Raw genomic sequence first — 26,806 nt, 5'->3', positions numbered from 1 at the left:
GAAAAGCACCCCGACGAGGGGAGTGAAATAGACCTGAAACCGGATGCCTACAAGCAGTCGGAGCCTCTTATGGGGTGACGGCGTACCTTTTGTATAATGGGTCAGCGAGTTTCTGTTTGCAGCGAGCTTAAGCCGATAGGTGTAGGCGTAGCGAAAGCGAGTCTGAATAGGGCGCCAAGTTGCTGGCAGAAGACCCGAAACCGAGTGATCTAGCCATGGCCAGGCTGAAGGTGCGGTAACACGCACTGGAGGGCCGAACCCACGCCTGTTGAAAAAGTCGGGGATGAGCTGTGGCTAGGGGTGAAAGGCCAATCAAACTCGGAGATAGCTGGTTCTCCGCGAAATCTATTGAGGTAGACCGTTAGGTGTTGACCCCGGGGGGTAGAGCACTGGATGGGCTAGGGGGGCCCAAAGCCTTACCAAACCCAACCAAACTCCGAATACCCGGAAGTTTAGCCTGGCAGACAGACAGTGGGTGCTAAGGTCCATTGTCGAGAGGGAAACAGCCCAGACCACCAGCTAAGGCCCCTAAATCGTGGCTAAGTGGGAAAGGATGTGGGGATTCCAAAACAACCAGGAGGTTGGCTTAGAAGCAGCCATCCTTTAAAGAAAGCGTAATAGCTCACTGGTCTATTAGAAACCCTGCGCCGAAAATGTAACGGGGCTCAAGCCACGTGCCGAAGCTGTGGGTGCATACTATGTATGCGCGGTAGCGGAGCGTTCCGTAAGTCTGTGAAGGAAGCGGGGTGACCCCTTCTGGAGATATCGGAAGTGCGAATGCTGACATGAGTAGCGACAAACAGTGCGAGAAACACTGTCGCCGAAAGTCCAAGGGTTCCTGCGCAAGGTTAATCCACGCAGGGTTAGTCGGCCCCTAAGGCGAGGGCGAAAGCCGTAGTCGATGGGAATCAGGTGAACATTCCTGAACCTGCCAGAAGTGACGAATGCGATATGTTGTTGGTCCTTAACGGATTGGACCGGCTTTTGGAGCATTCCAGGAAATAGCTCTGGCGTATAGACCGTACCCTAAACCGACACAGGTGGACTGGTAGAGCATACCAAGGCGCTTGAGAGAACGATGCTGAAGGAACTAGGCAAATTACTCGTGTAACTTCGGGATAAGCGAGACCCACATTTGGGCAACCATTTGTGGGTGGCACAGACCAGGGGGTAGCGACTGTTTAGTAAAAACACAGGACTCTGCGAAGTCGAAAGACGACGTATAGGGTCTGACGCCTGCCCGGTGCCGGAAGGTTAAGAGGAGGTGTGAGAGCACTGAATTGAAGCCCCGGTAAACGGCGGCCGTAACTATAACGGTCCTAAGGTAGCGAAATTCCTTGTCGGGTAAGTTCCGACCTGCACGAATGGCGTAACGACTTCCCCGCTGTCTCCAGCATCGGCTCAGCGAAATTGAATTCCCCGTGAAGATGCGGGGTATCCGCGGTCAGACGGAAAGACCCTATGAACCTTTACTGTAGCTTTACAGTGGCATCAGAGACATTCTGTGTAGGATAGGTGGGAGGCTTTGAAGCAGGGGCGCCAGTTCCTGTGGAGCCATCCTTGAAATACCACCCTGAATTTTTCTGATGTCTAACCGCGGCCAGTAAGCCTGGTCCGGGACCCTGTATGGTGGGCAGTTTGACTGGGGCGGTCGCCTCCCAAAGTGTAACGGAGGCGCGCGATGGTGGGCTCAGGCCGGTCGGAAACCGGCTGTTGAGTGCAATGGCATAAGCCCGCCTGACTGCGAGAGTGACAGCTCGAGCAGAGACGAAAGTCGGCCATAGTGATCCGGTGGTCCCGCGTGGAAGGGCCATCGCTCAACGGATAAAAGGTACTCTAGGGATAACAGGCTGATCTCCCCCAAGAGTCCACATCGACGGGGAGGTTTGGCACCTCGATGTCGGCTCATCACATCCTGGGGCTGGAGCAGGTCCCAAGGGTTCGGCTGTTCGCCGATTAAAGTGGTACGTGAGCTGGGTTTAGAACGTCGTGAGACAGTTCGGTCCCTATCTGCCGTGGATGTTGGAGATTTGAGAGGATTTGTCCCTAGTACGAGAGGACCGGGATGAACATACCTCTGGTGCACCGGTTGTCGCGCCAGCGGCACAGCCGGGTAGCTAAGTATGGACGGGATAACCGCTGAAAGCATCTAAGCGGGAAACCCACCTCAAAACTAGATCTCCCTGAGGGTCGTGGTAGACCACCACGTTAATAGGCCAGATGTGGAAGCGTGGTAACACGTGCAGCTAACTGGTCCTAATCACCCAATAGGCTCACTCTCACACCATCTGAAAAGATGGCCCGTGCACAGAAATCATCCATAACCGCGTCACACGCTAAAACACCAAAACGCACCAACCGCATCCACACACCCTAAAGGGTGGTCTGGATGACCTGGTGGCCATGGCGGGGAGAGTTCCACCCGATCCCATCCCGAACTCGGCCGTGAAAACCCCCAGCGCCTATGATACTGCGGCTTAAGCCGCGGGAAAGTCGGTCGCCGCCAGGTCTTCCAGTCTACCCTCACAAATCTTCTCATAACAAAATCAACACAATCACCATCGCGGGGTGGAGCAGCCCGGTAGCTCGTCAGGCTCATAACCTGAAGGTCACAGGTTCAAATCCTGTCCCCCGCAACCAGAAAATAAGCGTCTGAAAAGACAGAAGAAAAGCCACCCAGAAGGGTGGCTTTTTTTGTGCCCAAAATCCACCGCAGGAAACACATAGGAAGCAAACGAAAAGGAATTCAGGCGCAATTTTGTCGGTGTTCACGTCTGCGTGAGTTCCGGAGCCAACCTAGAATAGGCACGAGAAGCCACTTAAGAAGCGGGTCAACCGGTGAGTGAATGGCGAATATGTCTTACCCGGGGCGCCCAGATCATAGCTTCTCGGTGCACACCGGGTGCTGCGAGTGTTTTGCCGGCAGTGTCTCCAGTGATTAGACCGCTATCAAGCTCTTCACAGAGAGCGTTGAGCGGCCATTCCACCATCCCGCCGTATTTTCGATTGCCACGTATAAACATAGTATCTCTGGTCCTGAGCCTGCGGCATAAATATGTAGCCGCAGAACATGCCTGGCCCCCCTTCAGGATCCCGATGACATGATTCTGGGTATTTTTTTAATGTCAGTTTTCAAGGCACAAACTTCACTTCAATCCAAAGTCCAGTTCATGGGAAGACATAGAATACCTTAAGTTTTACAGCTTCAAATCGTTATACATTTATGTGCTGCGCTCATGATTATATGCATTAAATTAGGGCTAATTTTCTATTTTGAAAAATAATAATATAAGAGTTCACGCGTTGAATGGACTGAAAATAAAAATCTGGATTGGTGAATTACGTCACCATTCATAATGATTTTGTACAAAATCAATAATGGGAGGTTTACATGGAGTTGAACATCAACGGTATTCAGCACCATGTGGATGTCGAGCCTGATACTCCCTTGCTCTGGGCTCTGCGCGACGATCTTGCGATGACGGGCACTAAGTATGGCTGTGGGCTGGCGCAGTGTGGGGCCTGCACTGTGCTGGTCGACGGACAGGCCGTGCGGTCCTGCGTGACACCTGTTGAAAAAGTGGCAGGAGCGTCGATCACGACCATCGAGGCGATCGAGCAGGATGATCTTGGCAAGCGTGTGGTAGCTGCATGGGTGAAACATCAGGTGCCGCAGTGTGGTTACTGCCAGTCCGGGCAGGTCATGGCCGCGACCTCACTGCTCAGGCAGGTTCCCCACCCCACGGATGCCGATATCGACGCAGCGATGGTCAATCTCTGCCGCTGCGGAACCTATAATGCCATTCGTACCGCCATTCATGATCTGGCGTCCGGTTCAACGGACGGGGGAGCATAAGAATGGTGAACGGTCTTTTTGATGATGCTCCCCTGATGCAGCAGGGACCGGTCAATCTGTCCAGACGGCGCTTTATGCTGACATCGGCAGGCGCTACAACGGGTGCATTCGTGCTGGGTTTCGGCCTGCCGGCCCGACAGGCGCGCGCCCAGGCCGCGCAGGGACCGAAATATCGGGGAACACGGGTCCCCGCATTCCTTGAAATCCGTCCGGATAATACCGTGCGCCTGCAAAGCCCCTTCATTGAAGGCGGGCAGGGAACGTTCACTGCCATGGCACAGATCGTCGGCGAGGAACTGGACGCGGCCCCTTCGACTTTCCTTGTTGAAAATGCCCCCGGCAGGAGATGAATACGCTGTGATGGACAGCGGTATGCGCATCACGGGCGGGAGCATGTCGGTGCGGAACGGCTATCCCGCCATGCGGCGTCTCGGTGCGCTCGGACGTGAGATGCTGCTTCAGGCCGGGGCGCAGCATCTGGGTGTTCCCGTGTCAGAGCTGACCACTCAGCCGGGACAGGTCGTTCATGTCGCATCGGGCCGAACGGTCAATTATGGAGACCTGGCGCATGTGGCCATGGATCTCCCGGTGCCTGGTCCGGCCAGTGTAAAGCTGAGAGATCCGTCGCAGTTCCGCTGGATCGGCAAGTCGGTCAAGCGGCTGGATATCTACGAGAAATCGACAGGCAAGGTCGACTACGCAATTGATGTGCGGGTTGATGGCATGCTGCACGCAGCGGTCCAGCATGCGCCGCGCCTTGGCATGACGGTTGGCTCCATCCGCAACGAAGAACAGGTGCGCCAGATGAAGGGTGTTCACTCCGTTCATCGTCTGCCGGGGGCGGTGGCGGTCGTAGCCGAGCGGTGGTGGCATGCCAGACGCGGGGTTGAAGCTCTGCTGGTGAACTGGGTCGAGGCTGAACCGGGGGCAGCCTCAGACATTCGTGTGATGCCAGCGGATTTTTCGACGGAAGAGTTCAGGAAACATTTGGCGACAGTATCCGGGAAAGAAGAGAACGCGGAGACCAGAGGCGATGTGACGCGTGGATTGAAAAACGCCCATACAATCGTCGAGGCAACGTATTTCAGCCAGTACGTGAACCATGGGCAGCTTGAGCCTCCTTCCGCACTGGCACGGTATAATCCCGATGGAACACTCGATGTCTGGCTCCCCAATCAGGCGCCCGACATGTTCCGTGCCGATATGGCCAGGCGCACCGGGATGGATGCCGAAAAGATCACGATCCATTCGCCATTACTGGGTGGGTTTTTCGGACGTCATTTCCTTTACGACCATGGTAGCCCCTATCCGCAGGCCATTGCGCTCGCCAAAGCGACGGGTCGGCCCATCAAGCTGATCTGGACCCGTGAGGAAGAGTTCCTGCGCGATGCCCTGCGTCCCATGGCGGCCGTGCGGTTCCGTGCGGGGCTTGATGAGACTGGTCGTCCTGTTGCGCTTGACGTCGTCAGCGCTACGGAAGGAGCAACGGAAGGTCTCGGGACGAAGCGCGGAAAAGACCTTGATCCGACAGCCCTCGAAGGACTGACCAACAAGGCCTACGATATTCCCGACCGTCGGATCGCCCAGTTGTTCGTCAGAAATCCGGCGACGCTGGGATACTGGCGTTCCGTCGGGAATTCCATGAATGACTTTCTCTATGAAACATTTCTGGACGAACTTGCGGACAAGGGACATCAGGACCCCTACGAGCTTCGGTTGCACCTGCTCCGGGACAACAGGCGCCTGACGACTTTGCTCAAGGCGGTCGCAGACCTGTCCGGTGGCTGGAAGCGTGGCCCGTTTACGGCTGCAGATGGTTCACGCCGCGCGCGCGGGATTGGCATGGCGTCACCTTTCGGGTCTGAAGCTGCGGCGATTGCGGAAGTGTCACTCGAAAACGGGCGTGTCAGGGTGCACGAGGTCTGGGTGTTGATTTTCACTGAGAACTGACCCGGGTAGGGCGGAAATTTTCATCGAGATTTGACCCATGCCTTCACACTCCCCGGCATCATCTGCTGGGGGGGTTTTGGAGTGATTGACATGGAGCTTCTGAGTGTGATCCGCCGGTGGCACTGCCGGGATCATCTTCCGATCCGCGAGATCGAACGCCGGACGGGACTGTCACGCAATACGATCCGGAAATATCTCCGGGCACAGAGTATTGAACCGCGGTTCCAGGTCCCCGAACGTCCCAGCCGACTGGACCCGTTTGCTGACAGGCTGAGGGGATGGCTGGTCCTGGAAGCCGCTCGCCCCCGCAAGAATCGGCGCACGGCGCGACGACTGCATGAAGACCTTGTGGCACTGGGTTATGATGGATCCTACGGACGGGTGGCCGCTTTCATCCGGCAGTGGAAACACGAACAGCACCAGGCACGCCAGACAACGGGTCGGGGTGTTTTTGTGCCCCTGTGCTTCCAGCCCGGGGAAGCGTTCCAGTTCGACTGGGGCGAGGACTGGGCGGTCATTGCCGACCGTCGCGTCAAGCTGCAGGTTGCCCACACCAAACTGTCCTTCAGCCGGGCCTTCATACTCAGGGCCTATCCCCTACAGACCCACGAGATGCTTTTTGATGCGCTTACCGAGGCCTTCCGCGTGCTCGGTGGCGTGCCGCGGCGGGGTATTTTTGATAACATGAAGACGGCCGTGGACCGGATTGGGTCGGGCAAGGCGCGTCAGGTCAACCTGCGCTTCATGGCCCTGGCCAGCCATTACCTGTTCGAGCCGACCTTCTGCAATCCGGCAGCCGGATGGGAGAAAGGGCAGATCGAGAAGACCGTGCAGGATGCCCGGCGCCAGATCTGGCAGGATTTGCCCGTCTTTCCCGATCTGGGGGCGCTGAATGCCTGGCTGGAAGCCCGCTGCCTGGACCGTTGGGAACGGCTGCGGCATGCTGGATTGCCGTGTAGCGTCTCCGAGGTCCATGCAAGCGAACGTCCCCACCTCATGGTGCCGGGGCGTCCCTTTGACGGGTTTGTCGAACAGACCAAGCGCGTCTCACCAACCTGCCTGATCCAGTTCGAAGGCAACCGCTACAGCGTGCCGGCCTCCTTTGCCAATCGTCCGGTCAGCCTGCGGGTTTATCCTGACAAGCTGCGCATTATCGCCGAAGGGCAAGTTCTGTGCGTGCATGACCGGATCATCACGCGTTCGCATGGTGTGCCAGGCCGCACGGTGTATGACTGGCGGCATTATCTGGCGGTCATCCAGCGCAAACCGGGCGCCCTACGCAATGGCGCGCCGTTTACCGAATTGCCAGCCGCCTTCCGGACCCTGCAGGATCAACTGCTCAGGCGCCCTGGAGGCGACCGGGAAATGGCTGAAATCCTGGCCCTTGTGCTGCAGCATGATGAGCAGGCTGTCCTCTGCGCGGTTGAACTGGCACTTGAAGACGGCGTGGCGACCAAGACCCATGTTCTCAATACGCTTCATCGCCTGATCGATGCCAAGAGAACCGTGGTTCCCCGGCTCGATGCCCCACAGGCCCTGGTGCTCGAACACGAACCGTGCGCCGATACAGGGCGGTATGACATCCTGCGAAGGGACAGCCGCCATGCGTCATGATCCTGCGGCTGCTTCACTTGTGGTCATGCTCCGTGGATTGCGGATGTATGGCATGTCCCAGGCCACGGCCGACCTCATCGAGCAGGGGGCACCTGCCTTCGAGGCGGCCATCCCCATCCTCTCACAACTCCTGAAGGCGGAACTGGCCGAACGCGAAGTGCGCTCCATCGCCTACCAGACAAAGACCGCCCGGTTCCCCGCCTACAAGGACCTGTCCGGGTTCTCCTTTGCCGATACGCAGGTCAACGAGCCCATGATCCGCCAGCTCCATAGCGGGGACTTCATCGAGCGTGCTGAAAATGTCGTGCTGATCGGCGGTCCGGGAACCGGGAAAACCCACCTGGCGACCGCGCTGGCCATCCAGGCGATCACCCATCACCGCAAGAAGGCGCGCTTCTGGTCAACGGTCGACCTGGTCAATGCGCTCGAACAGGAAAAGACCGCCAACCGGGCCGGGCAGATTGCCGACAGGCTGCTCCGCCTGGATCTCGTGATCCTTGATGAACTCGGTTATCTCCCCTTCAGTGCGTCTGGGGGCGCCCTGCTGTTCCATCTGCTCAGCCGCCTCTACGAGCGCACCAGTGTCATCATCACAACCAATCTGAGCTTCAGTGAATGGGGAGACGTCTTTGGTGACCCGAAGATGACAACGGCGCTCCTCGATCGGCTGACCCATCACTGTCATATCCTCGAGACAGGAAATGACAGCTACAGGTTCCGCGCCAGCACCGCCGCGTCAAAAAACAGAAAGGACAGATCCTCTTCTTGACCGCCCGCCCGACTGTGCCTGAAATAGCATCTGGCTGGGTCAATTCCTGATGAAAAACCCGGGTCAGTTCTCAGTGAAAATCAACAGGCAAACCCCGGGGCGTGAAGGAAGGGCGGATCTGGAGCTATCTGCGCGATCCCCGCCCATGGGGAGGGAGTGATCCGCCCGCCGTGGCCTACTGGTTCTCTCCCGATCGCAAGGGGATCAATCCCCAGACCCATCTGGCACAGTTCCGGGGCATTCTGCAGGCTGACGCCTACGCCGGGTTCAGGGATCTGTATAAACCAGACGCAACAGGAACCGTGCACGTGCGCGAAGCGGCCTGCTGGGCTCATCTCCGCCGGGCCTTCCATGATGTCTGGAAGGGCAGTGATTCGACAATCGCAAGGGAAGCACTTGAACAGATCGGAGAGCTCTACGATATCGAGCGCCAGATCACCGGACACCCGGCCCCGTATCGTCTGGCTGTCCGACAGGAACAAAGCCGCCCCCGTGTCACAGCATTCCACGCATGGTGCGAAACACAGCTTGCCCGTATCCCTGGAAAGGGGGAACTGGCAAAAGCGATCCGTTATGCGCTCAACCGGTGGAAGGCCTTTACCCTGTTCCTCGAAGATGGTCGTGTCGCCATCGACAACAATCCTGCCGAACGCGCCATACGGCCCGTATGCGTGGGGCGAAAAAATTATCTCTTTGCCGGATCCGACACCGGGGGCGACAACATCGCTGATGCCATGACGCTTATCGAAAGCGCAAAACTCTCCCGGCTTAATCCGCACGATTACCTCGCCGACGTCCTGGCCCGTATCAACGAGCACAAGATCAACCGGCTCCACGAACTGTTGCCATGGAACTGGAAACCCGTGAATACACTGCACAGACAGGCCGCATAATCAAGGCGGCCCAGAGCGGCCGGTTACCGTGCGCGTCGAACGGTCTAAGTTTCAAAGTTATGACGTCTATCTAAAGGATAAGTCCCGTCCTCCTAGCCGCGGCGGTAACTGCCGAGCTTGGCATCAGCATGTCATCACGATCGATGGTGAGAAATACTCGTTCCTTGCGGCCTGGTCCGGCAAGTTCGTTTACAGAAACGAGACTATCAGCTTCAACTGGGAGTGCGATAAAAGCGGTAAATATCGCAATGTCGACGTCACGAGTGTTGTCGCTTGTTCAAAAGCAGGTAACGAGATCATCCGCGGCGACCGTAGTGGCAAGAAATGGCGTACGGCCGACAACAGGCTGCCTGCCCGGCGCAGCGAATGGAAGGATTGAGGGGGAGCGTGATGGACGAATACGACTGAGGTGGCAACGCAAAGTGATCTTGCCACGAACACCCCCGGTCTCGGACGGCTCCAGCCGTTCCCAAGAAAAAACAGAAGCCCAAGACCGCTCTACAGCCAAAATGGTAGAGGAAGACGCGCCAACGCATAGACAGCCTATTTTGCTATCGTTCAGCAGGGTATCTACTATCCCGACCAATAAACTGCATGTCTGTTCAACCAATGTAAAGCAGGTAGGCTGCCTTCGCCCTCCAAGAAAAGGTGAGGTTGTTCTTTTTGCATTCGCACAGCAGACATAATTTCATGGGATTATTATTTTTTGATGTTTGATAAAACAATTACTTTTTAAGATATTTTTGAGAAACAACAAATTTTTCATATTTATCCGCAAGTTTTCCTAATCTTTCTAGTTCTTCTCTCCTGCCGCATTGTTCAAAATTTTTCGCAAGGCGCCACGCATTTTTTTTAGCCTCTGACTTGGATTGCTTACCTTCCTTAACAAGGTTTCTATCCATTCATCCAATTCGCAATGCATATTGCGTACAAAGGCCCTCTTCATCTCGTTCTCTTTAAGCTTATCAAAAAACGGCATTCTTTCTTGTACCTTAGATGTAGCGCTGTATATATATTAGTCAATATAGTGCGCAAGAGTGAAAATATTATTACTTATTTTCTGCGAATTATCGAAATCTAGAACAAGACAGTCCGCTTCTCCCCCCCTCTACGACATTTCCAAAGAACGGGTACTACGCTTTTCGATCCTTTTGAAAGGGTACCAGTTCAAGGGGAGCAGGTAGCGCTTTCCTATAGATGAGGCGTGTCGTGTTCATCTTTCATACGACGCGCTTCATTCAGAGCCATGGCGAAGCGAGTTCGTGTTGCTTGCCCCATACGACTCATGCCGCAGGCATCGCGCATTCTTGCAATGGCATCCTCGTCCAGGCAGTCAATGGCGATGGCACGACACGCCAGATCCACTAGGGCGGCAAGAGGGAACATGGCCGGGTCCATGGGTTTTTCCACCATTAATGACGACAAAGGCAATCGTGAAACGACAGCCTGACGATCCGACCACAGAAAAGTGCCAACATCTTCCTCGGTGCGTGCCATCGATGAGGGAATGGCGCTCTGGATGCGTTCACGAATCTCACGACCGACGCGACTGAACCCGTGTGCCCGTGAGAGGGTCTGAACAAGAACGTCTTCCCGAATGACCTTTGCCTGATCGATTTTGCGAACGACGAGGCGCGCCAATGTCGGCAAATAATCATCCTGCGTGAATCGGGATGGATCGGCCTCGATATCTGAACTGGTCGTGTCATCCGATGGAATATGTTCGGGTGCCTTTGCGTAAAGAGGCTCTACATGCCTGATTTCTTCAGGTGAGTGTTCTGGGGCGGGCTGAGCAGTAACAGATTCAAATTGCGATGTTTCAGCAGAAACAACGGGATCTTCTTCTTGCTCATTCACTGTGGCATTCAGCAGTGCTTCGGCTTTTGGCGCATCCTGCTCTGCCTGATCAGCGCGCTTCTGACGGGCAATCTCCAGAAAGCCTTGCAGGGCGATGTTGACCCGTTCAACCTCGCGAGGGGCGTTCGTCCACCAGTCCGTGGACCAGATGCGTAGAATATTCCAGCCAAGATTTTCAAGAACAGCCTGTCTCAGGCGATCTCGGTCGCGCGCCGTTGCGCTCCGGTGATATGTGGCGCCATCGCATTCGACGCCTGCGAGAAACGTGCTGGGTAAATCGGGATCAATGACGCCAAGATCCACGCGGAATCCGGAAACACCGACCTGTGTTGTGACCTCCCATCCTTTTGCCTGAAGCATTCTCGTAACTTCGACTTCGAAGAGACTGTCATACCCTCCAACAGAACCTTCATGCGCGCCGGCCAGAGCCATTGGGCCTCGTTCAGCGAACAACAGGAAGCGGCGCAGATCCCGAACACCGGCGGCGCGTGTTCGTTCTATCGCAATCTGATCCCCCCGCAGCGACCCAAACACGATGAGCTGTTCACGCGCTCGGGTGATCGCGACATTGAGACGGCGTTCCCCGCCATCGCGGTTCAGGGGACCAAAATTCATGGAAATTTTGCCTGCGACGTCAGGCCCGTACGTGAGCGAGAACAGCATGACATCACGCTCTTCGCCCTGCACGTTTTCCAGATTTTTTACAAGCACCGCTTCATGAGCCTGCTCGCCCGTGAATCTTTCAAGAGCAGGGTCTTTGCGGACTTCAGCGTCCAGAAGATCGACAATCAGTTTCTGCTGCTCTCCATTGAAAGTGACAATGCCGACCGAGCGGTCAGTGCCATCGCGCATGATCCGGACAGCCTCGGCGACCACCATCCGTGCTTCCGCAGGATTGGTGTGCGATCCACTTTTGCCGGGTTCATAAATCCCTTTCGGAACAAAGCGGAAAGAGACGGCCTGATCAGCCGTGACCGGAGACGGAAAGGTGACTAGATCACCGGCGTAGTAAGCCTGATTCGAAAAAGCGATCAGGCTTTCGTGACGACTGCGATAATGCCATTCTAGACTGATGGCCGGGACACCCGCTCCGAGGCATTCGTCAAGGATCGAGTCAAGGTCAGTCATCTCATCGGATGGATCGGCATCAGCCGCCGCCCGACCGGCCGTGAAGAAATCCGTGGGTGGCAACTGCTTGGGATCGCCAACCACGATGACCTGCTTGCCACGACCGATGGCGCCAATCGCGTCCCATGTCGCGATCTGGGAGGCTTCGTCGAAGATAACAAGATCGAACGGATCTGCATCGGCAGGCAGGTACTGTGCGACCGACAAGGGACTCATCATGAGACAAGGTGTGAGGGTTCGAAGGGCTCCCGGCATCTTTTCGGCCAGTTGACGGACTGGAAGATGGCGGGATTTCTTGGCGATCTCTCGTGTCAGAACCTTGTATTCCGGATCGTGCTGTCGCGCGGCCTCTCCGGGAATACGTCCAGCAAGGCGCGCGCGGATCAGACGAATGGCCAGGGTTTTCAGCTTTTCGTCCAGTTCGCGGAACCTGATAATACGTCCTTCATGAGTCGCAGCTACGAAACTGCTGAGCAGAGCGGACTCACTGACGGCGTGCATGGTCCACCAGCGTGCATAATTTGCTTCGAAAACGGCCGGCACGTCATCTTGCGCGATCAACCCATGTTCAATGGCTTCGATCATGGGTGTTAGACCGAGTTGCGCGGCTTGATGGCAGGCACGGCGCCACGAACACCAGTCCCGCAGTTCGCGAGCGGCCTCTTTCCAGTCCCGCAGCCTGTCTGCTGTCTGTTCGAGCCAACCAGAATTTTCGGGGGAAATCAGCCGGGTAACGTCGCTGGCACTACAGTTTCCCAGTGTTTTCATGGCGGCATCAAGCTCGGTAAATGCCGCGAGATAACGGGTCAGGGAGGCGTGGACTGTTCCGCTGGGTGCGAGAAGATCCTGACCTTCTGCCAGTAGAGTCCTGAGATGGGTGCGGGCGGTGAGCAGTTCTCCCGTCTCGGCTGTACAGCCCGCAAGGCGGGTGCGTGTTTCCTGTCCCCAGTCAAATGTGGCGTTGATGGCGTCGAAGTTAGTATCCAGTCCCCGCCACATCGGACCGATGCTCGTCTTGTGAGAAGCATTCGCGAGTTTTTCAAGAAGGGTCGTAAGTTCGACCAGAGCTTCAAGGTCGTTTTCGCAGTCTTCAGGTAAGGCGATGGCATGAGGCTCAAGTCGTTTACGGATAGCCTTCTGCCCCATGGAACGGGTCAGCAGCCATTTTTCCTTGACGGTACGCCATTCTGCGAGGGTGTCAGCCAACGGAAGGGTACGTACGCTGTCTTTCCAGCGGGTATCAATATCTGCTGTCAGGGCGTGGCACCGTGCAACGGGTTCCTGTTCCAGTAATACGGCGTCGCGGGTTTCGCGTGCGCTTTCCGTGAAGCTCCACGCCGCTGCATGGGGCGACAGAAGATGCGAGCAAAGCGCCCTGATCTGCTCAAGCCGCTGAAGGGAGAGATCGTTCTGAGGCAGCGAAAGCGCCTTGGTAACACTCAGTGCTGCCTCTCTTAGCGTGTCGAGGGCGGAGAGCGTTCCATTGACGGCGCCGAGCAGTTTGTCTTCCCAGAGTGGCGACCAGTCTGTCTGCTCAAGACCTGCCAGTCTGGGTGAGACGACAACATCTCCGATGCGGGCATAGAGGGTCGCCAGGTCTTCGACGGACTGGACCAGCGCGTCGTAATCGGCTTTTGAATGAACATCCGCATTGGCCCATTCCAGAGGAATGCGGACGACGGATGCTTCCTGACCACGAAGAATGACGCCAATTCCGCGATAGGGTGTCCAGCCATTGCGACGGGGCGTATGAAGATCACGGACGTATGCGTTCAGTTCGGTGCGAATTGTGTCGAGTGTCTGTTTTGTTCGCGAATATTCTTCAGGCTGGAAATCCTCAAGTGCAGCCTGTGCTGTCTGGAACTGTTGCAGCACCGCCATCTTGTTCGCCTTGGGCGAGAACAGATCCAGACAGAATTCAGCGATGCCCAGTTTAGCCAGACGCGCGCGGACTACTTCAAGGGCCGTACGTTTTTCAGCGACGAAAAGGACCGTACGACCCTGCGCGAGCGTATTGGCAATGATATTGCCGATGGTCTGGCTTTTTCCTGTACCGGGCGGTCCGATCAGGACGAAGTTTTCTCCCGCTGCGGCGCGTGCGACGGCCTTGAGCTGAGATGAGTCGGCCTCCATCGGGCAGACGAGATCGGCTTTGGCGAGAGCATCGTCGAGGTCACCAGCAGGATCAAAACCGTTCGATGGGGCAGAACCTGTGTGCTCGCCGTCCTTGACTCCGTTCAGCAGGCGGCTGGCGACGTCGTTCGTGGCGAGATACTCTTTCCGTTCCAGCAGATCCTTCCACATGAGGAATTTCGCGAAGCTCAATGTCGTCAGACTGACATGCTCGCGAATTTCCCATCCCGGAATGTGTCGAAGGTGCAGTCGGAAGGCTTCGATGATTTTTGGAACATCAATACCGGACTCATCTTCTGGAAGTGTCTCTCCTTCCAGAAGGGGAATCCGGATATCGTATTCGGCACGCAGCATTTCCAGCAGCGTTGTGTTGATACGGGTTTCATCCCCGTGTGCCCGTAGTGTGAAGGGTGATTTGATGCTCGCTCTTTCCAGAATGACCGGAACGAGAATGAGAGGAGCGAGATACGGCCTAGATTTATCCTGCGATGTCCAGGCCAGAGCTCCGATCGTCAGGAAAAGCACGTTCGTGCCGCCTTCCTGTTCGGAACTGCGGGCATGACGATAAATTTCGGTCAGTGCGGTCTGAAGCTTGTCGTCTTTCCGCTGAACGACGATCTCACGTCGTTTGAGGGCTTCGAGCGCATACGCTCTGGACGCATCCTCATGATGTCGTCCCTGATGGAGCGCCTTGTTTCTGGGATCGTCGTCGTCCATTAGGCCGGGCGCTGCGACAAAACGAAGCGGTTTGGTATTGCTGCCCGAGCGCATCTCCGCCACCATGTCTTCCAATGCTGCCGGATCAGGACAGTCGAGTTCAATCAGTTGACGATCTGATTTGGGCAGATTCAGCAGTCGGTTGCGCGCGGACATGTCGAGCAGGCGATTGCACCATCTCTGTACGCGATCTGCCGGACGATCTGGCAGGCGCTCTTCTTCACGCTCCTCACGCAATGGGGGAGGAGCCTCGAATGTCGGTTGTCCAACTGAATCATTGGATACGGTTTCTGGTGCGTCGTCACCCGGCGAGGCCGCAGAGGTGGAGAGGGGACGGATACGGCGCAGGCGCGCCCGGTGAATATCGATAACTTCGCGGAACGCATCCGGATCGTCATCGTCTATATCGCGCAGATGGGCCTCGCCCCGCTCGCATGCTGCGGTGAAGCTGGGTTTGCGTGCTGCCGTCGCCAAAGTTGTTTCAAAGACACGTAGATCGTCGAGCTTCAGGCGGTTGCGAATGCCAGGCAGATCCTGGACCACCGAAGAACCCGCATCCTGCTGGGCCAGCCACAGGCCCGCGAAGGCGTGCCCGCGCGTCAGGACGATCAGAGGACGCAGACCAATGGCTTCGAGACATGCGGCGAACAGAACGGTCGTATCGAGACAGGTCGCCAGACGTTCCTCGACAACCTGTGTTGGAAGACGGATACGCTGGCCGTTTTCAACGAAAGACGCGGGCGGACTGATGTAGGTAATATCCAGCGCGCAGATGGCGCACCACAGCGCCTGAGCCTGCGCCCATACGCGCGCCTTGTCCCCCTGATAACCTTCCAGGGAAGGGGATTGCCCCGCTTGCCGGAGGATCTCGGATGCGCTGCGCAGGATACGGGCAATAGCGGGGTCATTGGGAAGCACAAAGGCGGCGAGGATGTCGGGGATACCGGACAGGCCCCCCCATTCATTGCGGGCAAGCATCCGGACATCGCGTGTTACCCTCGCAAGTTCCTGTTCTCCCGCACGGGCGACGATGGTCACCACGGCCCTTGATGCCTCGGTCTGGGCCGAAAGCAATGAGCCATCCAGTGTCAGGTCACGATCGTTCAGAACTCGAAGTTCATCGGGACCGATCTGCTGGAGCATCCACGACCGAGGCGTCAGAAAATGCGGCTCGCTGGTAATGGTTATTTCAACAACCGGATATGTGTTTTCGCTTCTGTTGTCGAATTCCAGTTCTTCAAGGATCGGGACACTATTTTCCCACAGGCTGGCATTGACTGTTTCCTGTAAGACGATCCGAAGTTCGGGCTTTTTTTCTTCTGTGGTGATTTCAACGTCCTCAGCAGTCTGTTCATGGTCGGCTGTCACTGAAATCTCCACAACGCTCAATAATCTCGCACATGCGCCTGTGATCTCGTTGAGCGCAACATGAAGAAAGATCCATACTTCGTTACAAAATACTTTCGGGGATCAGAACGTGATTTTCAAGTGATCTTCAGACAATCCACACCTTCATCTGCGTGACGATACATATCTGTCCGCGCAAACTCCCGCTTGGCAGGGATCAGAGCAATCCAGATCGATCCTCTTGATCCCTATGGCGCGGTTGATACGAACACCGACGCCATAGAGATCATCAGATCTGCCAATGTTATGCCGTCAAGCAAAATGGCGCGCTGGCTCAGGTGGCGGACGCAGTCCATCGCTGGGGTGCTGAAGGATGAAGTGTTGACGAACACGCCTTTGCTCGATTCATGCTCCACAAGCGAGCCAACAAAGGCCTGTCTATTGGGGCGATCGACGCTGACATTTGTGGCATGATGCTTCGCCTGCACCTAAATCCGGCTCCAGGCCCAGATGCTAATTGATGACATGCCTTAATGATTTTGCGGATTTTGTTTGCATTGAAAACAACTCGAAGCCGACTTCAGTCCGTATGGATGTCTGCTATTTTGAATTGTGACCTGAAACCGGACATTCCACTCCCCCCCCTAACTCGCCTGCCTGCTCAAGAGAACCAGAACAGATAGGCGGTAGTCGCCTCATCTCGGACATAGGGCGTTCCCACTTGCTTCCCGATAGCTGACATGACTGTTTCAAAGCCTATCAGGGCGAGTCGAGCAGGAAGCGGACGCCGCTTCACGGCAGCTCGTTCATGCGTCATTCAACGGAGATGGCCCAAAGCGATCAGTAATCTTGCCAGCTCGTGCCGCAGCGTAGATTCACTGAACTTGTCAGTCGTCAATCGTTGGAAAAATACTTTTCCATACTTCCTGCGACCACAACGATCCGCTAAGATTTAAAGATGATTAAGAAAATCCATGGGCAGACAACCGATAGCGGGAACGCTCTGTACGATCTATTTGGAAAGATTACTTACGTCATACCGGTCGAGGATGGTGACCCATATGAGGCCAGCCTTTTGCAGGGCTTTGCCCGCAGCCTCATGTACAATGTCGGCATCGTCCAGCTCATCAACACTTTGCCAAGCGACATTTTGGAATTAACACCAGAAGGGCAAGAAATTCTGCTCCCACGGAGAATGTCTGGCCAAGCTCCGGTGATATGGCGCGGCCAGTCACCGCGAGCTTTAAAGAGCATGGTTACACCTCCGTTCTTTCCATTCTTGGTCCTGTTTCTAGGACGTGAGGATAACGTCGAGACGTATCGCGATTGGATAGACGCTCATACGTTTCCTCTTACAGTCGTTGCGGAGAAGGGCGGCACGATAACATACAAAGAGTTCAGCCTGGCAAAGCTAAAGGAAGCATTCCTTAATATCTGTGATGCCTTGGATGGACAGATTAAATCGGATGCTCTGGAGATGGCTCGGAGGAACCTTAAAAGTTGGCGCGAGCCGGCAGAACGCGACCTCGGATACAAAGTTGGTGGGCATAACACCGTAGCCCCCAATCTGTCTGCGCTTTATGTGGCGGGATTCCGCGACTCGATCAGCGGCAGTTTTGACAAGTTTGATGAAGGGATTGCTCCCTACGTCGAAGCAATCGTTCAGACTACACGTTCAGTTCTGACTGAAAGGGAACGGATCGGCGAGCGTGTAGCCAACCAGTATTTCCGGAAGCCACCAAGTATTAGCCTATTTTCTCCAGCTATATATCCGCACTTTCACGAGATTAGCATAGCGGGCGGGGCATTCTCTCCAGAAGAAAATAAGCGCTTTATTGCTGTCCGGCGCATATTGCGACGTCAGGATGGCTACGCATTTGATGCCATTACTAAGTCACAGGCTAAGGCGTTATGGGATGCAACAGAAGGCGAGGAACCAAGACCACATGCTATCATGTTTGAACGCGCCGCTGAGCTGAGGCTTGGGACTGAATGCGTGGGCACGTTGTCTGCATCGGAGGTATCAGCGGTCATAAGGTTGCCTAATGCAGTCAACCGAACATTTGGCCAGGTCCGGCAGTTTGCTCAGCACTACCACGCGAAGCGCACCACAGACCGGAAGAGGCGGGAAGAGTTTGGGAAGGTAAGTAGAGCGATCACAGCATCTGTGCCGGAAGAGTTTTTCGAGTTTATTGAAGAAGCCGAAGATGGAATTCGCCTTATTACAGATGCCCATCTCGAATGGATGAATGTTCGTGGACTTCCACTTTGCGTCCAAAAGAATATCACAAGAGTACCCGTCACACCTGGAAATTTCTTCATCGAGCAAGTCTTGCCGAAAGAAAATCTACACCTGACGACATCGAATTTTGAAGAAATCTTGATATTGAGCGCGCTTCGGCATGATGACCCGATAAGCAAGTTTTTTGCTATAGCGATTGCTACTTTCGAGCCTAAATTCAGAGATAAAATTCGCATCCGGACAGAACGCATCCGGAATGAGGAGGACTTGGTTGCTGCACTAAATTCTTACAATGGCTCATTGGTTATTTTTGACGGGCACGGCGGGCATGCAAAAGACAAGCCTGCCGAGCTTCAACTTTTGGAAGAAAGCATCGATATCTGGCAGTTGCAGCGCAAGCAGCCTAGGATTCCACCGATTGTAGTTCTTAGTGCATGCGATACTCATGCAGCCGACCGAAACCACGCCTCTACGGCAAATGGGTTCCTCGCGATTGGTGCGCGTACGGTTCTGGGGTCCGTTTTTCCAATTGACGCGCGGGATGCATCGGCCTTCGTTGCTCGGTTAATCTATCGCATTGCTAAATTTGTTCCGGCATTCCACAAGGAGTTCAATCAGTCTTTGACCTGGATGGAGATCATGGGCGGTATGATCCAGATGCAATTGCTGACTGATTTTTGCATGCGACTGGAAAGCAAAGGTCTGATCGACCACGAAACCTATGTGGCTGTACATCTGGCAGGTAACATGGCTATTAATGGTGGCGACAAGTGGCCCTACGAAACGGTCATCATGGAATTGTCTGAGCGCGGCATTGATGAGAAGCAGGCGTGGTACGAGTTGCGCTCGGCGATGGTGAACTCGACTGCGATTAGTTATCTCCAGATGGGTTGTCCCGAAACCATTATCGTTCACCCTGACGAAGGCTTCAGAGACGAAGCGCAGGCTGAGGCAGACGCAAATCAATAGAACCGGCGCGGCGAACTTCCGTTTTTACGTCCTTCGTGTCGGTATTGGGTGTGATGCTGTGCTTAGCACGGCCGTCCGCTAGGGGTTGGCCCTTGCCGGAAGCTGCACTAGGTGCGAGTGGTGACTTTGGGCTGCTAGCTGGCCAAAGTGTTTTCATGCAAACGTCAGCTATTTTACGTTCAAGCGAAGATAGCGGACCTTCTACTCACCCCCTGATCTGCCTGTCTGCCCAATGAATTTGAAGTAGACAGGCTGTAGTCGCCTCATCTCGGTTATAAGAAGAGCCGTTCCGGTTTCCGTAAAGCGGACGGTCGGCAATAGTTCTCGTTATCCGCCGATGTCCTCCTCCAGACTTCTGATTGCTGCATGTGCAGCTGATCAGGAGAAAGTATCATGGAAAAGAAAACGCGTTTTCCATCGCCTACACTGAAGGCGTCCGTGCCTTGGAATGCAGGAAAAATGGTTGGCGCCAAGCGGGCGCTCAAAGAAAAGCACGTCTGGGCTATTCGGTTTTGGCTGGGGAGCGAACAACGTGTCAGAGACAGAGTTTTGTTTGATCTTGCTCTCGATAGCAAACTCAGAGGTTGCGATCTTGTCAGTCTTCGTATCGGCGACATCGTTACCAGTGGTCAGGTGCGCCACCGAGCCATGGTCGTCCAGCAGAAAACCCGGCGACCTGTGCAATTCGAAATTACAGAAACAACGCGAGAAAGCGTGCGGGCGTGGCTGGAACATCGAGGTGGTGGCTTGAATGAGTATGTTTTTCCAAGTCGCCTAAGCGCCAAAGCTCACCTGAGCACAAGGCAATACGCCCGGCTTTTGGATCAATGGGTTCAGGCGGTGGGACTGATCGCCGCGGAATATGGAACTCATTCGCTCCGCCGGACTAAGGTTGCCATGATTTACAAACGAACCGGTAATATCCGAGCCGTGCAGATCCTGCTGGGTCATTCAAAACTGGATAGTACGGTTCGATACCTTGGGGTGGATGTCGAGGACGCTCTGGCTCTGTCGGAAGCCACTGATCTCTGAAACAAACATGCCTCAGGAATTCTCTACCTCCTCCCTATGTGTACATGTTATGATGACACATGGGGAGGAGACCATGAGCCAGCATCTTTCAGATAACGCACCATTACCACAGAAAATCGGTGTTCGGGAGTTCCGGGGAAACCTGACAGCGTATCTGCGTCAGGTCAGGCAAGGCAGTACGATCTTGGTGACGTCTCATGATCAGGTCGTAGCCGAACTGCGGCCGCCAGCCTCTTCCTATCGCCCCCGTCGTCAACCCGGCGCATTGCGCGGACGGATCAGAATAAGCGAAGATTTTGATGAGACACCGCCGGACCTTCTTGAAAGCATGGAACGCGACCTGTGAAGGTTCTGCTTGATACGCATGCGTTGCTGTGGTGGCTTTCGGACTCCGACCGGCTGGGTGAGACTCCACGGGAAATCATCGCAGACCCGGTTCACGATATTCTGGTGAGTATCGTGTCACTCTGGGAGATTGCGATCAAAATCCGTATCGGAAAGCTGGATGCGGATATGAACGATATTCTAGCAGCCATTCCTGAAGAAGGTTTCTCACTATTACAAATACAGACCGAGCACCTACAGATCCTGATGTCTTTGCCTCTGCATCATCGTGATCCGTTTGACCATCTCCTTATGGCGCAGGCGCAAGCTGAACACGCCACATTTCTTTCGGAAGACGGACAAATGGATCATTACCCCATCAAGCGAATACGCTGTTCGTGAAGCAGAAACTGCCGTCAGAACACGTCTCATGTCAGTCATTTGCTCTCATCTGTTACTTTTCGTAAAGCGGACATCGGCCCAGACAATCCCGCACACAGGATGCATCGTTGACACAGTGTGTAGAATATGGAACAAATAAAGAACAATACGATTTTTATACCTTCAAAGGCACAAGGCCTCGGAAGGTAAGGTGGTTGTATTTGTGCGCTGCGTCCAGACAACTTATTATTTGTGTAAATTTTTGCAAAAATACACAATTTTTTATTCATTGAAAACAGCATAATTTCTTACCTAGAGAGAATATCTCCATGCCTCGTTCAAAATATTCACTCAAGCAACCCGCTATGACAACGTATTTATATAACGGTCTTTACAGTCTAAACGCAGAGCGTTTGTTCATGTGGATTGTCATCGATACTAACAAAGAACAATTAGGTATTGATGATATTATAGGGGCTATCGCGATTATAAGTGGGCAGCCAGTAATCTCGACACGGGGGAGGCCCTCGGGCGCTACCAAAGGGACGTCAGTCGCATCTTTGGCTTCTAGGCGAGCTATTGACGTTCAGCTACCTTTTCGTCTTCCGATGTTTGCCGGAAAATCGTTATTCACTCTTCGTATTGCTATGACAAGACATTTAGGAGCATGGATAGGGCGAACCATCCCATTTGTTGGCTATTTCTTCATGACGAAGGACGTTACTGAAATCAGTTCGGCGCTATAACGATTTAGTCAAGCAGGAGGACAAAATGGCATGGTAAAATCTTACGAAGACGCGCTATCTGAAATCTTGTCATTTATTTCTGAACAAGTTCCGGGCCCGAAACCACGCGAATTGACAGAAAATACGACACTGCGAGGCGATCTTCGTATGTACAACGACGACGCCAAGAACCTAATGCACCGTTACTTTGAGCACTTTGATGTCAGTGCTCAAAATTTTGATTTCGAAAAATATTTCCCAGAAGAGGGTGAAGGAATCATAGGTGCACTGCTGTTCGGCTTTGTGAATAGGAAGTGTCCTCAGTTAGATCCTAAGCCCCTGACTATAGCCATGTTAGCGCACGCTGCCTCTGTTGGCGCTTGGGTCTAACACCTTTACCTGAGCCTAAAGCACGTCCACCTTATTCCGGTTCATATCAGCTATGGCGAGATTCTTTTCTATTCACCGCTCAGAATGCCAAAAGAAAGTGATCCGAATTTTCATGGATTCGACATCGGCGGTGGACTGAACGCAGTCTGTGACGTTCGAGACCGATGTGGAAGACCAACCAGGAATTATGCCTCACGTTGGATAAAAGACTGGAGGCCCGTGCGCATTTACAATGTTCCAGAACGGGAGTTCAAGTTTTCTTGTCGGACGTAAAAAACCGACCTCAAAGCCAACTGAAAAAATCCAGAATATGAGGATAATTCGCCGGGAACCGAGCTTTCCAGCCTCTCGGCGTCCCATGCATAAGCAACACGGACCGTTCCGCACTCGCAGCCTAAAAAGCAATTAATTGTGCCAGGCCTCCTCAGCTCATGCCTAGATGGAGGCTTACGCCTCAAGTCAGACACCAAAGTGATGGTGGCGCTTGCCCGAAGCCGATGTTTTTAGGTGAACCACGATAGACCGCGTTTTTGGCGCTATGCAGAACAACCGCATTTGAAGGGACCGGGCCGGAAGCGGACAGGAGGCAGACGCCTTCATGTTGGCCATCTATAAGAATTCGTCCAAGATCCCGCTCATGATTAGGCTCAGGACCTATTAATTTCTTGAGCTGAGCGAGCCATTGTGTTTCAGAGGCTTACCGATGGAGGTAAGGCTGTGAGTGAGGTGTTTTTGCTGTCTGAGAGCCAGATGGAGCGGATTGATCTGTTTTTCCCTCTGGCGCACGGAGTGCCACGGGTGGATGACCGGCGTGCTCTGAGCGGGATCGTTTATGTGATACGCAATGGCCTTCAGTGGAAAGACGCTCCGAAAGCGTATGGTCCGTACAAGACTTTGTATAATCGCTTCATCCGGTGGAGCCGCCAGTGCGTCTTTGACAGGATCTTTGTAGCCCTGACAGAACAGGCAGGCCGTTCAAAGCGCCTGATGATTGATGCAACACATCTCAAAGCGCATCGGACATCGGCCTCCCTTGCTTAAAAAGGGGCTTTTCCCCGCCATATCGGACGGACAAAAGGCGGTCTGAACTCAAAACTCCATACCGTGTGCGATGGTCGGGGCCGGCCTGTCCGCCTTTATCTGACTGCGAAACAGGTCAGTGACTTCAGAGGCGCAGGCGTGCTTCTGGCAGTTCTCCCAGACGAGACAGGAGAAGTCATCGGAGACTGAGGCTATGATAGCAACCGGATCAGGTTATCGCTTGCAGAACGCAATATCACTGCTTGCATTCCTCCGAAAAAGAACCGGAAATCAAAGCCGCCTTACAACTGGCATCGATATAAAAAGCGTCATCTGATCGAAAACATGTTCGCAACGCTGAAAGACTGGCGACGTGTGGCGATCAGTTCTTCTGTTCTGCGCTGCGTGCGTCCGGGGCCGGTGATAAAGTCTGCAACGGGCATTTCCCGAGTGCTATCCCGTGGATTAGCCTGATGCGGGCCTGAAGTGCGACCAGAGCCGGAAGGCTGTCTCCGGCCGGAGAGGCGGTAGCCACATTGCCGTCAATGGTTGCGGCATTTCTGATCTGGGGGCTTCCAACACCATGTGCGACGTCTCGGAGGATCGGGGCGGTCTGCGCGATGACAGGGTCAAGCAGGATGTCCTGCCAACGCATCAGGGCGCCTATGATGAGAGTGTCGCCTTCCCGGAAACCCGCCGTGGCGGTCTGCACCTTCGACGATTATGTCGCGGTCAGGATTATGACTGATGCTCAGGCGACTTTCCTGCGTCGGGCCGTCGCAGGCTGGATTTGTATCCACAGATTGGTGGGGAGGTTAGGGCCGCAATAAAGACGCTGGACCCGTAGCGCATTTCTTCCACTGAGACAGACCACTTGCCTCTGGTCCAGTTAACACTCAGGGTTTCGCGGTTTTGGGGGCTGGAATGAATAAGCTCTGCCACGGCGTAGGCATTGTTGGACGACAGACCGTTAGCCTTGAGAACAGCGAGAGTGCTGCTGTAGCTATCTGGTAAAAGGGGAGGATAATAGGCGCATTCAGGCAAAACTCCGGGATCTATCCTTGCCCTATGGCACGTCTTTCGGGGCAGGGGATGGATATATGACACTTAAATTTGATCAGTAAAAATTTGCGGGTATCGTTTATAAAACAGCCTTATCCAGCATAGTTTTTTCACTCAGCCTCCCCTCGGAGCATCATACATGATTGAGCGTCCCTCCTTTTTGTTTCCTCCCTCCATCCCGGCCTTGCCAATAGACGGGCAGAATGTGCAGTTTCCTGTCGGCCGGATATGGTGTGTTGGCCGCAATTACGCGGAGCACAGCCGCGAAATGGGGAGTGACCCAGAGCGCAATCCACCGTTTTTTTTCACCAAACCGGCGGATAGTGTGACCACTCTTGCCGTTCTGCCTTTTCCGCCGCAAACGCAAAAACTGCATTATGAGGTGGAACTGGTTGTGGCACTCAATGCCGGAGGAGCTAACCTGACACCCGAGGAAAGCCAAAAGCTGATCTATGGTTACGCCGTCGGGCTGGATATGACACGGCGGGACATGCAGGAAGAGGCCAAGAAAAACCGGCACCCGTGGAGCCTTTCCAAGGGGTTTGACAATGCTTGTCCTATTTCCGCCATTCGTCCGGCTGGCTTGGTCGAAGGGCTGGAGCACAGCCTGCTCAGCCTTAAGGTCAACGGAGTGGTGCGTCAGTCTGGGCACATTAGCGATATGATTTGGTCAATTCCGGAGATGATCTCCGTCCTGTCACACAGTGTGACCTTGCGTGCGGGCGACCTTATCATGACCGGTACGCCAGCAGGTGTTAGTCAGGTCCACGCCCATGATGTGCTGGAAGCCAGTTGTGAAAATGTTGGCCAGTTGACAGTCCGCTACCAGTAGCAGTCTGACCGGTGGGCCGGTCAGAGGGTAAGGGAGGAGGCAGGACATTCTTGATTGCACCCTGCCGCCACCCACCGGGTAATGTTCGCGCTGTGGAATCCTCCTACATCAGACCCCACAACACATTCTGCCAAAGTCGTATTAGAACGCTGCGTCGATATCCACCACATTAATAAGTTTGTGGTTGATGAACTCCTTGATGCCCAGACCGATCAGTTCACGCCCGTAACCTGAGTTCTTGATACCACCAAAAGGCAGGTCTGCCTTGGGTGAGAGTGGATGGTTGATGACCACCATGCCTGTTCGCAGAGCGCGTGCCACGCGGGCACCACGCTTTTCATCTTGAGTGAAGACGCTGCCACCCAGCCCATAAGGGGAATCATTGGCGATACGGATGGCATCGGCCTCGTCCTTCGCACGATAAATCTGGGTCACGGGACCAAAAAATTCCCAATGCCGTGCCGCATTTGTTTCATTGAGGTTGGACATGAGCAGTGGCTGGAAGAACGCTCCCTGCTCAGGAACAGGAGCACCAATCACCTCAACCTTCGCCCCCAGGTCCATAGCCCGCGTTACTTGGCTACGTAAATCATCAGCCGCTCCCTGAGATGAGAGTGGGGCCAGTGTGGTCGCGGGGTCCATTGGATCACCGGCTTTGAGGGCTGCGACACCTTCCTTGTAGAGAGCGACAAAACGGTCATAAATGGCATCGGCCACAATCAGGCGCTTGGCAGATACGCAGACCTGACCGGCATTCCAGTGACGACCGATGACCGCCCATTTTGCTGCTTTTTCAACATCCGCATCTTCCAGCACAATAAACGCATCCGCGCCGCCCAGTTCCATGGTGGCTTTTTTCAGAGCTTTACCAGCGATACCAGCGATAACCGTACCGGCCCCTTCCGAGCCCGTTAGTGCAATGCCGCACACACGAGGATCATTCAGAATCATGGCTGTGTGCGGACGGGCCGCGTACAGGTTGCGGAATAGACCCTTGGGAAGGCCGGCTTCCGTCATCAGGGTATCAAAGGCTGCAGCGCACTGCGGCAGATTGGATGCGTGCTTGAGCAGGACTGCGTTACCGGCAGAAAGCTGCGGTGCGATGATGCGCACCACCTGATAGAAAGGGAAGTTCCACGGTTCAATCGCCAGCACGATACCAAGAGGTTCATGCACCAACATAGCCTTGCCTTCATCTGGATCGGCTACAGGCAGTATTTCCGGCTTGAGTAGCTCTTCAGCATTATTGGCATAGTATTCAAATATTTCGGCAGAAAGAATGACTTCTTTCTTTGACTCTTCAAAGAGTTTCCCCATTTCCAGCGTGCCGAGACGTGCATATTTATCAATGTCACGGCGCAGAATTGCGGCGGCGGCATTCATCACCTTTGCACGGGTAGCAAAGGACGTGTCACGCCAGACTTCGAAAGCGGCATGAGCTTCGGTCAGTGCAGTCTGGACTTCGGCATCCGTGGCATCAGGGAATGTGGCAACGACTTCATTGGTATAGGGATTAATCGAGGCATAAGCCATTTAAAGCTTCTTTCTTGTCAACTTGTTAGGGG

At 54.4% G+C, this 26,806-nt stretch carries 20 protein-coding genes, 1 tRNA gene, 2 rRNA genes and 2 pseudogenes (1 of these 25 running past the window's edge); 19 read left to right on the top strand and 6 right to left on the bottom strand.

Features of this window, described 5'->3' with window-relative positions:
- From AGA_RS08860 to AGA_RS08820, 10 genes and pseudogenes are all read left to right on the top strand, one after another.
- A 23S ribosomal RNA gene (locus tag AGA_RS08860) occupies window positions 1-2,281 on the top strand (it extends 460 nt beyond the left edge of the window).
- A gap of 112 nt (window positions 2,282-2,393) precedes the next feature.
- Window positions 2,394-2,509 (top strand): 5S ribosomal RNA (gene rrf / locus AGA_RS08855).
- A gap of 53 nt (window positions 2,510-2,562) precedes the next feature.
- Window positions 2,563-2,640: transfer RNA gene (locus AGA_RS08850), tRNA-Met, on the top strand.
- Between the two features lie 751 nt (window positions 2,641-3,391).
- The gene (locus AGA_RS08845) at window positions 3,392-3,856 is read left to right on the top strand and encodes a (2Fe-2S)-binding protein (RefSeq protein WP_059023909.1); all 465 of its coding nucleotides are present in this window, start codon (window positions 3,392-3,394) and stop codon (window positions 3,854-3,856) included.
- 2 nt (window positions 3,857-3,858) lie between these two features.
- Window positions 3,859-4,206 (top strand): molybdopterin-dependent oxidoreductase, encoded by a 348-nt coding sequence (locus tag AGA_RS14135; RefSeq protein ID WP_231945764.1) that lies wholly within the window; start codon window positions 3,859-3,861, stop codon window positions 4,204-4,206.
- Window positions 4,207-4,216: 10 nt separating this feature from the next.
- A complete protein-coding gene (locus AGA_RS08840; protein WP_231946121.1) occupies window positions 4,217-5,806 on the top strand; it encodes a xanthine dehydrogenase family protein molybdopterin-binding subunit in 1,590 nt (529 codons plus the stop codon).
- A 90-nt stretch (window positions 5,807-5,896) separates the two neighbouring features.
- A complete protein-coding gene (gene istA, locus AGA_RS08835; protein WP_059024568.1) occupies window positions 5,897-7,420 on the top strand; it encodes an IS21 family transposase in 1,524 nt (507 codons plus the stop codon).
- Entirely contained in the window at window positions 7,410-8,189 is a 780-nt protein-coding gene (istB, locus tag AGA_RS08830) for an IS21-like element helper ATPase IstB (RefSeq protein ID WP_025437151.1), read from the top strand. The genes istA and istB overlap by 11 nt, the downstream gene beginning before the upstream one ends.
- Window positions 8,190-8,266: 77 nt before the next feature.
- Window positions 8,267-9,082 (top strand): annotated as a pseudogene (gene tnpC, locus AGA_RS08825) (IS66 family transposase); the annotation flags it as partial.
- Window positions 9,083-9,110: 28 nt separating this feature from the next.
- A complete protein-coding gene (locus tag AGA_RS08820; RefSeq protein ID WP_059023908.1) occupies window positions 9,111-9,461 on the top strand; it encodes a hypothetical protein in 351 nt (116 codons plus the stop codon).
- Window positions 9,462-9,807: 346 nt separating this feature from the next.
- Here AGA_RS08820 and AGA_RS13745 read toward each other — a convergent pair whose 3' ends face one another.
- The 3 genes from AGA_RS13745 to AGA_RS13480 form a co-directional block, all read right to left on the bottom strand.
- Window positions 9,808-9,984 carry a hypothetical protein gene (locus AGA_RS13745; RefSeq protein WP_157065336.1) on the bottom strand — a complete coding sequence of 59 codons (177 nt, stop codon included), beginning with the start codon at window positions 9,982-9,984 and terminating at the stop codon, window positions 9,808-9,810.
- A gap of 289 nt (window positions 9,985-10,273) precedes the next feature.
- Window positions 10,274-16,285: a DUF4011 domain-containing protein gene (locus AGA_RS08810; protein WP_231945763.1), complete on the bottom strand. Its 6,012-nt coding sequence runs from the start codon at window positions 16,283-16,285 to the stop codon at window positions 10,274-10,276.
- 227 nt (window positions 16,286-16,512) lie between these two features.
- A complete protein-coding gene (locus AGA_RS13480; RefSeq protein ID WP_231945762.1) occupies window positions 16,513-16,752 on the bottom strand; it encodes a restriction endonuclease in 240 nt (79 codons plus the stop codon).
- A gap of 470 nt (window positions 16,753-17,222) precedes the next feature.
- Here AGA_RS13480 and AGA_RS08805 point away from each other — a divergent pair, with 470 nt between their 5' ends.
- The 7 genes and pseudogenes from AGA_RS08805 to AGA_RS14475 all read left to right on the top strand — a co-directional run bounded on the left by AGA_RS08805 (window position 17,223) and on the right by AGA_RS14475 (window position 23,821).
- Window positions 17,223-19,475, top strand: a complete 2,253-nt coding sequence (locus AGA_RS08805) for a CHAT domain-containing protein (protein ID WP_059023905.1) — start codon at window positions 17,223-17,225, stop codon at window positions 19,473-19,475.
- 393 nt (window positions 19,476-19,868) lie between these two features.
- Window positions 19,869-20,507: a tyrosine-type recombinase/integrase gene (locus AGA_RS08800; RefSeq protein WP_059023904.1), complete on the top strand. Its 639-nt coding sequence runs from the start codon at window positions 19,869-19,871 to the stop codon at window positions 20,505-20,507.
- Between the two features lie 7 nt (window positions 20,508-20,514).
- Complete coding sequence (locus AGA_RS08795; protein WP_010512391.1) at window positions 20,515-20,853, top strand: type II toxin-antitoxin system Phd/YefM family antitoxin; 339 nt, start codon at window positions 20,515-20,517, stop codon at window positions 20,851-20,853.
- Window positions 20,850-21,233, top strand: coding sequence for a type II toxin-antitoxin system VapC family toxin (locus AGA_RS08790; protein ID WP_059023903.1), 384 nt, complete (start codon window positions 20,850-20,852; stop codon window positions 21,231-21,233). The genes AGA_RS08795 and AGA_RS08790 overlap by 4 nt, the downstream gene beginning before the upstream one ends.
- 308 nt (window positions 21,234-21,541) lie before the next feature.
- Window positions 21,542-21,958 (top strand): STM2901 family protein, encoded by a 417-nt coding sequence (locus AGA_RS14480; RefSeq protein ID WP_373319901.1) that lies wholly within the window; start codon window positions 21,542-21,544, stop codon window positions 21,956-21,958.
- Window positions 21,959-21,988: 30 nt separating this feature from the next.
- On the top strand, window positions 21,989-22,327 hold the full coding sequence (locus AGA_RS08780) for a DUF1493 family protein (RefSeq protein WP_059023901.1): 339 nt from the start codon (window positions 21,989-21,991) through the stop codon (window positions 22,325-22,327).
- 717 nt (window positions 22,328-23,044) lie between these two features.
- Window positions 23,045-23,821: pseudogene (locus tag AGA_RS14475) on the top strand (IS5 family transposase).
- On the opposite strand, the gene AGA_RS08770 reads toward AGA_RS14475, so the two are convergent.
- Window positions 23,730-24,002 carry an FAD binding domain-containing protein gene (locus AGA_RS08770; protein WP_083503682.1) on the bottom strand — a complete coding sequence of 91 codons (273 nt, stop codon included), beginning with the start codon at window positions 24,000-24,002 and terminating at the stop codon, window positions 23,730-23,732. The pseudogene AGA_RS14475 and the gene AGA_RS08770 overlap by 92 nt on opposite strands.
- Between AGA_RS08770 and AGA_RS14470 the strand changes: the two genes are divergently transcribed.
- Window positions 23,931-24,095 (top strand): hypothetical protein, encoded by a 165-nt coding sequence (locus AGA_RS14470; protein WP_172793707.1) that lies wholly within the window; start codon window positions 23,931-23,933, stop codon window positions 24,093-24,095. The two genes, AGA_RS08770 and AGA_RS14470, sit on opposite strands and share 72 nt — an antisense overlap.
- On the opposite strand, the gene AGA_RS13740 is transcribed toward AGA_RS14470, so the two are convergent.
- A complete protein-coding gene (locus AGA_RS13740; protein WP_157065335.1) occupies window positions 24,086-24,391 on the bottom strand; it encodes a hypothetical protein in 306 nt (101 codons plus the stop codon). The genes AGA_RS14470 and AGA_RS13740 overlap by 10 nt on opposite strands.
- A gap of 157 nt (window positions 24,392-24,548) precedes the next feature.
- On the opposite strand from AGA_RS13740, the gene AGA_RS08765 reads away from it, so the two are divergent.
- Window positions 24,549-25,241 (top strand): fumarylacetoacetate hydrolase family protein, encoded by a 693-nt coding sequence (locus AGA_RS08765; RefSeq protein WP_059023899.1) that lies wholly within the window; start codon window positions 24,549-24,551, stop codon window positions 25,239-25,241.
- A 141-nt stretch (window positions 25,242-25,382) separates the two neighbouring features.
- Here the strand turns inward: AGA_RS08765 and AGA_RS08760 are convergent, their stop codons facing one another.
- Window positions 25,383-26,774 carry an NAD-dependent succinate-semialdehyde dehydrogenase gene (locus AGA_RS08760; protein ID WP_059023898.1) on the bottom strand — a complete coding sequence of 464 codons (1,392 nt, stop codon included), beginning with the start codon at window positions 26,772-26,774 and terminating at the stop codon, window positions 25,383-25,385.
- Window positions 26,775-26,806 lie beyond the last annotated feature (32 nt).

This window comes from Acetobacter ghanensis (genome assembly GCF_001499675.1).
GTDB classification, from domain to species: Bacteria; Pseudomonadota; Alphaproteobacteria; order Acetobacterales; family Acetobacteraceae; genus Acetobacter; species Acetobacter ghanensis.
This window is presented reverse-complemented; position numbering and strand designations above follow the sequence as displayed.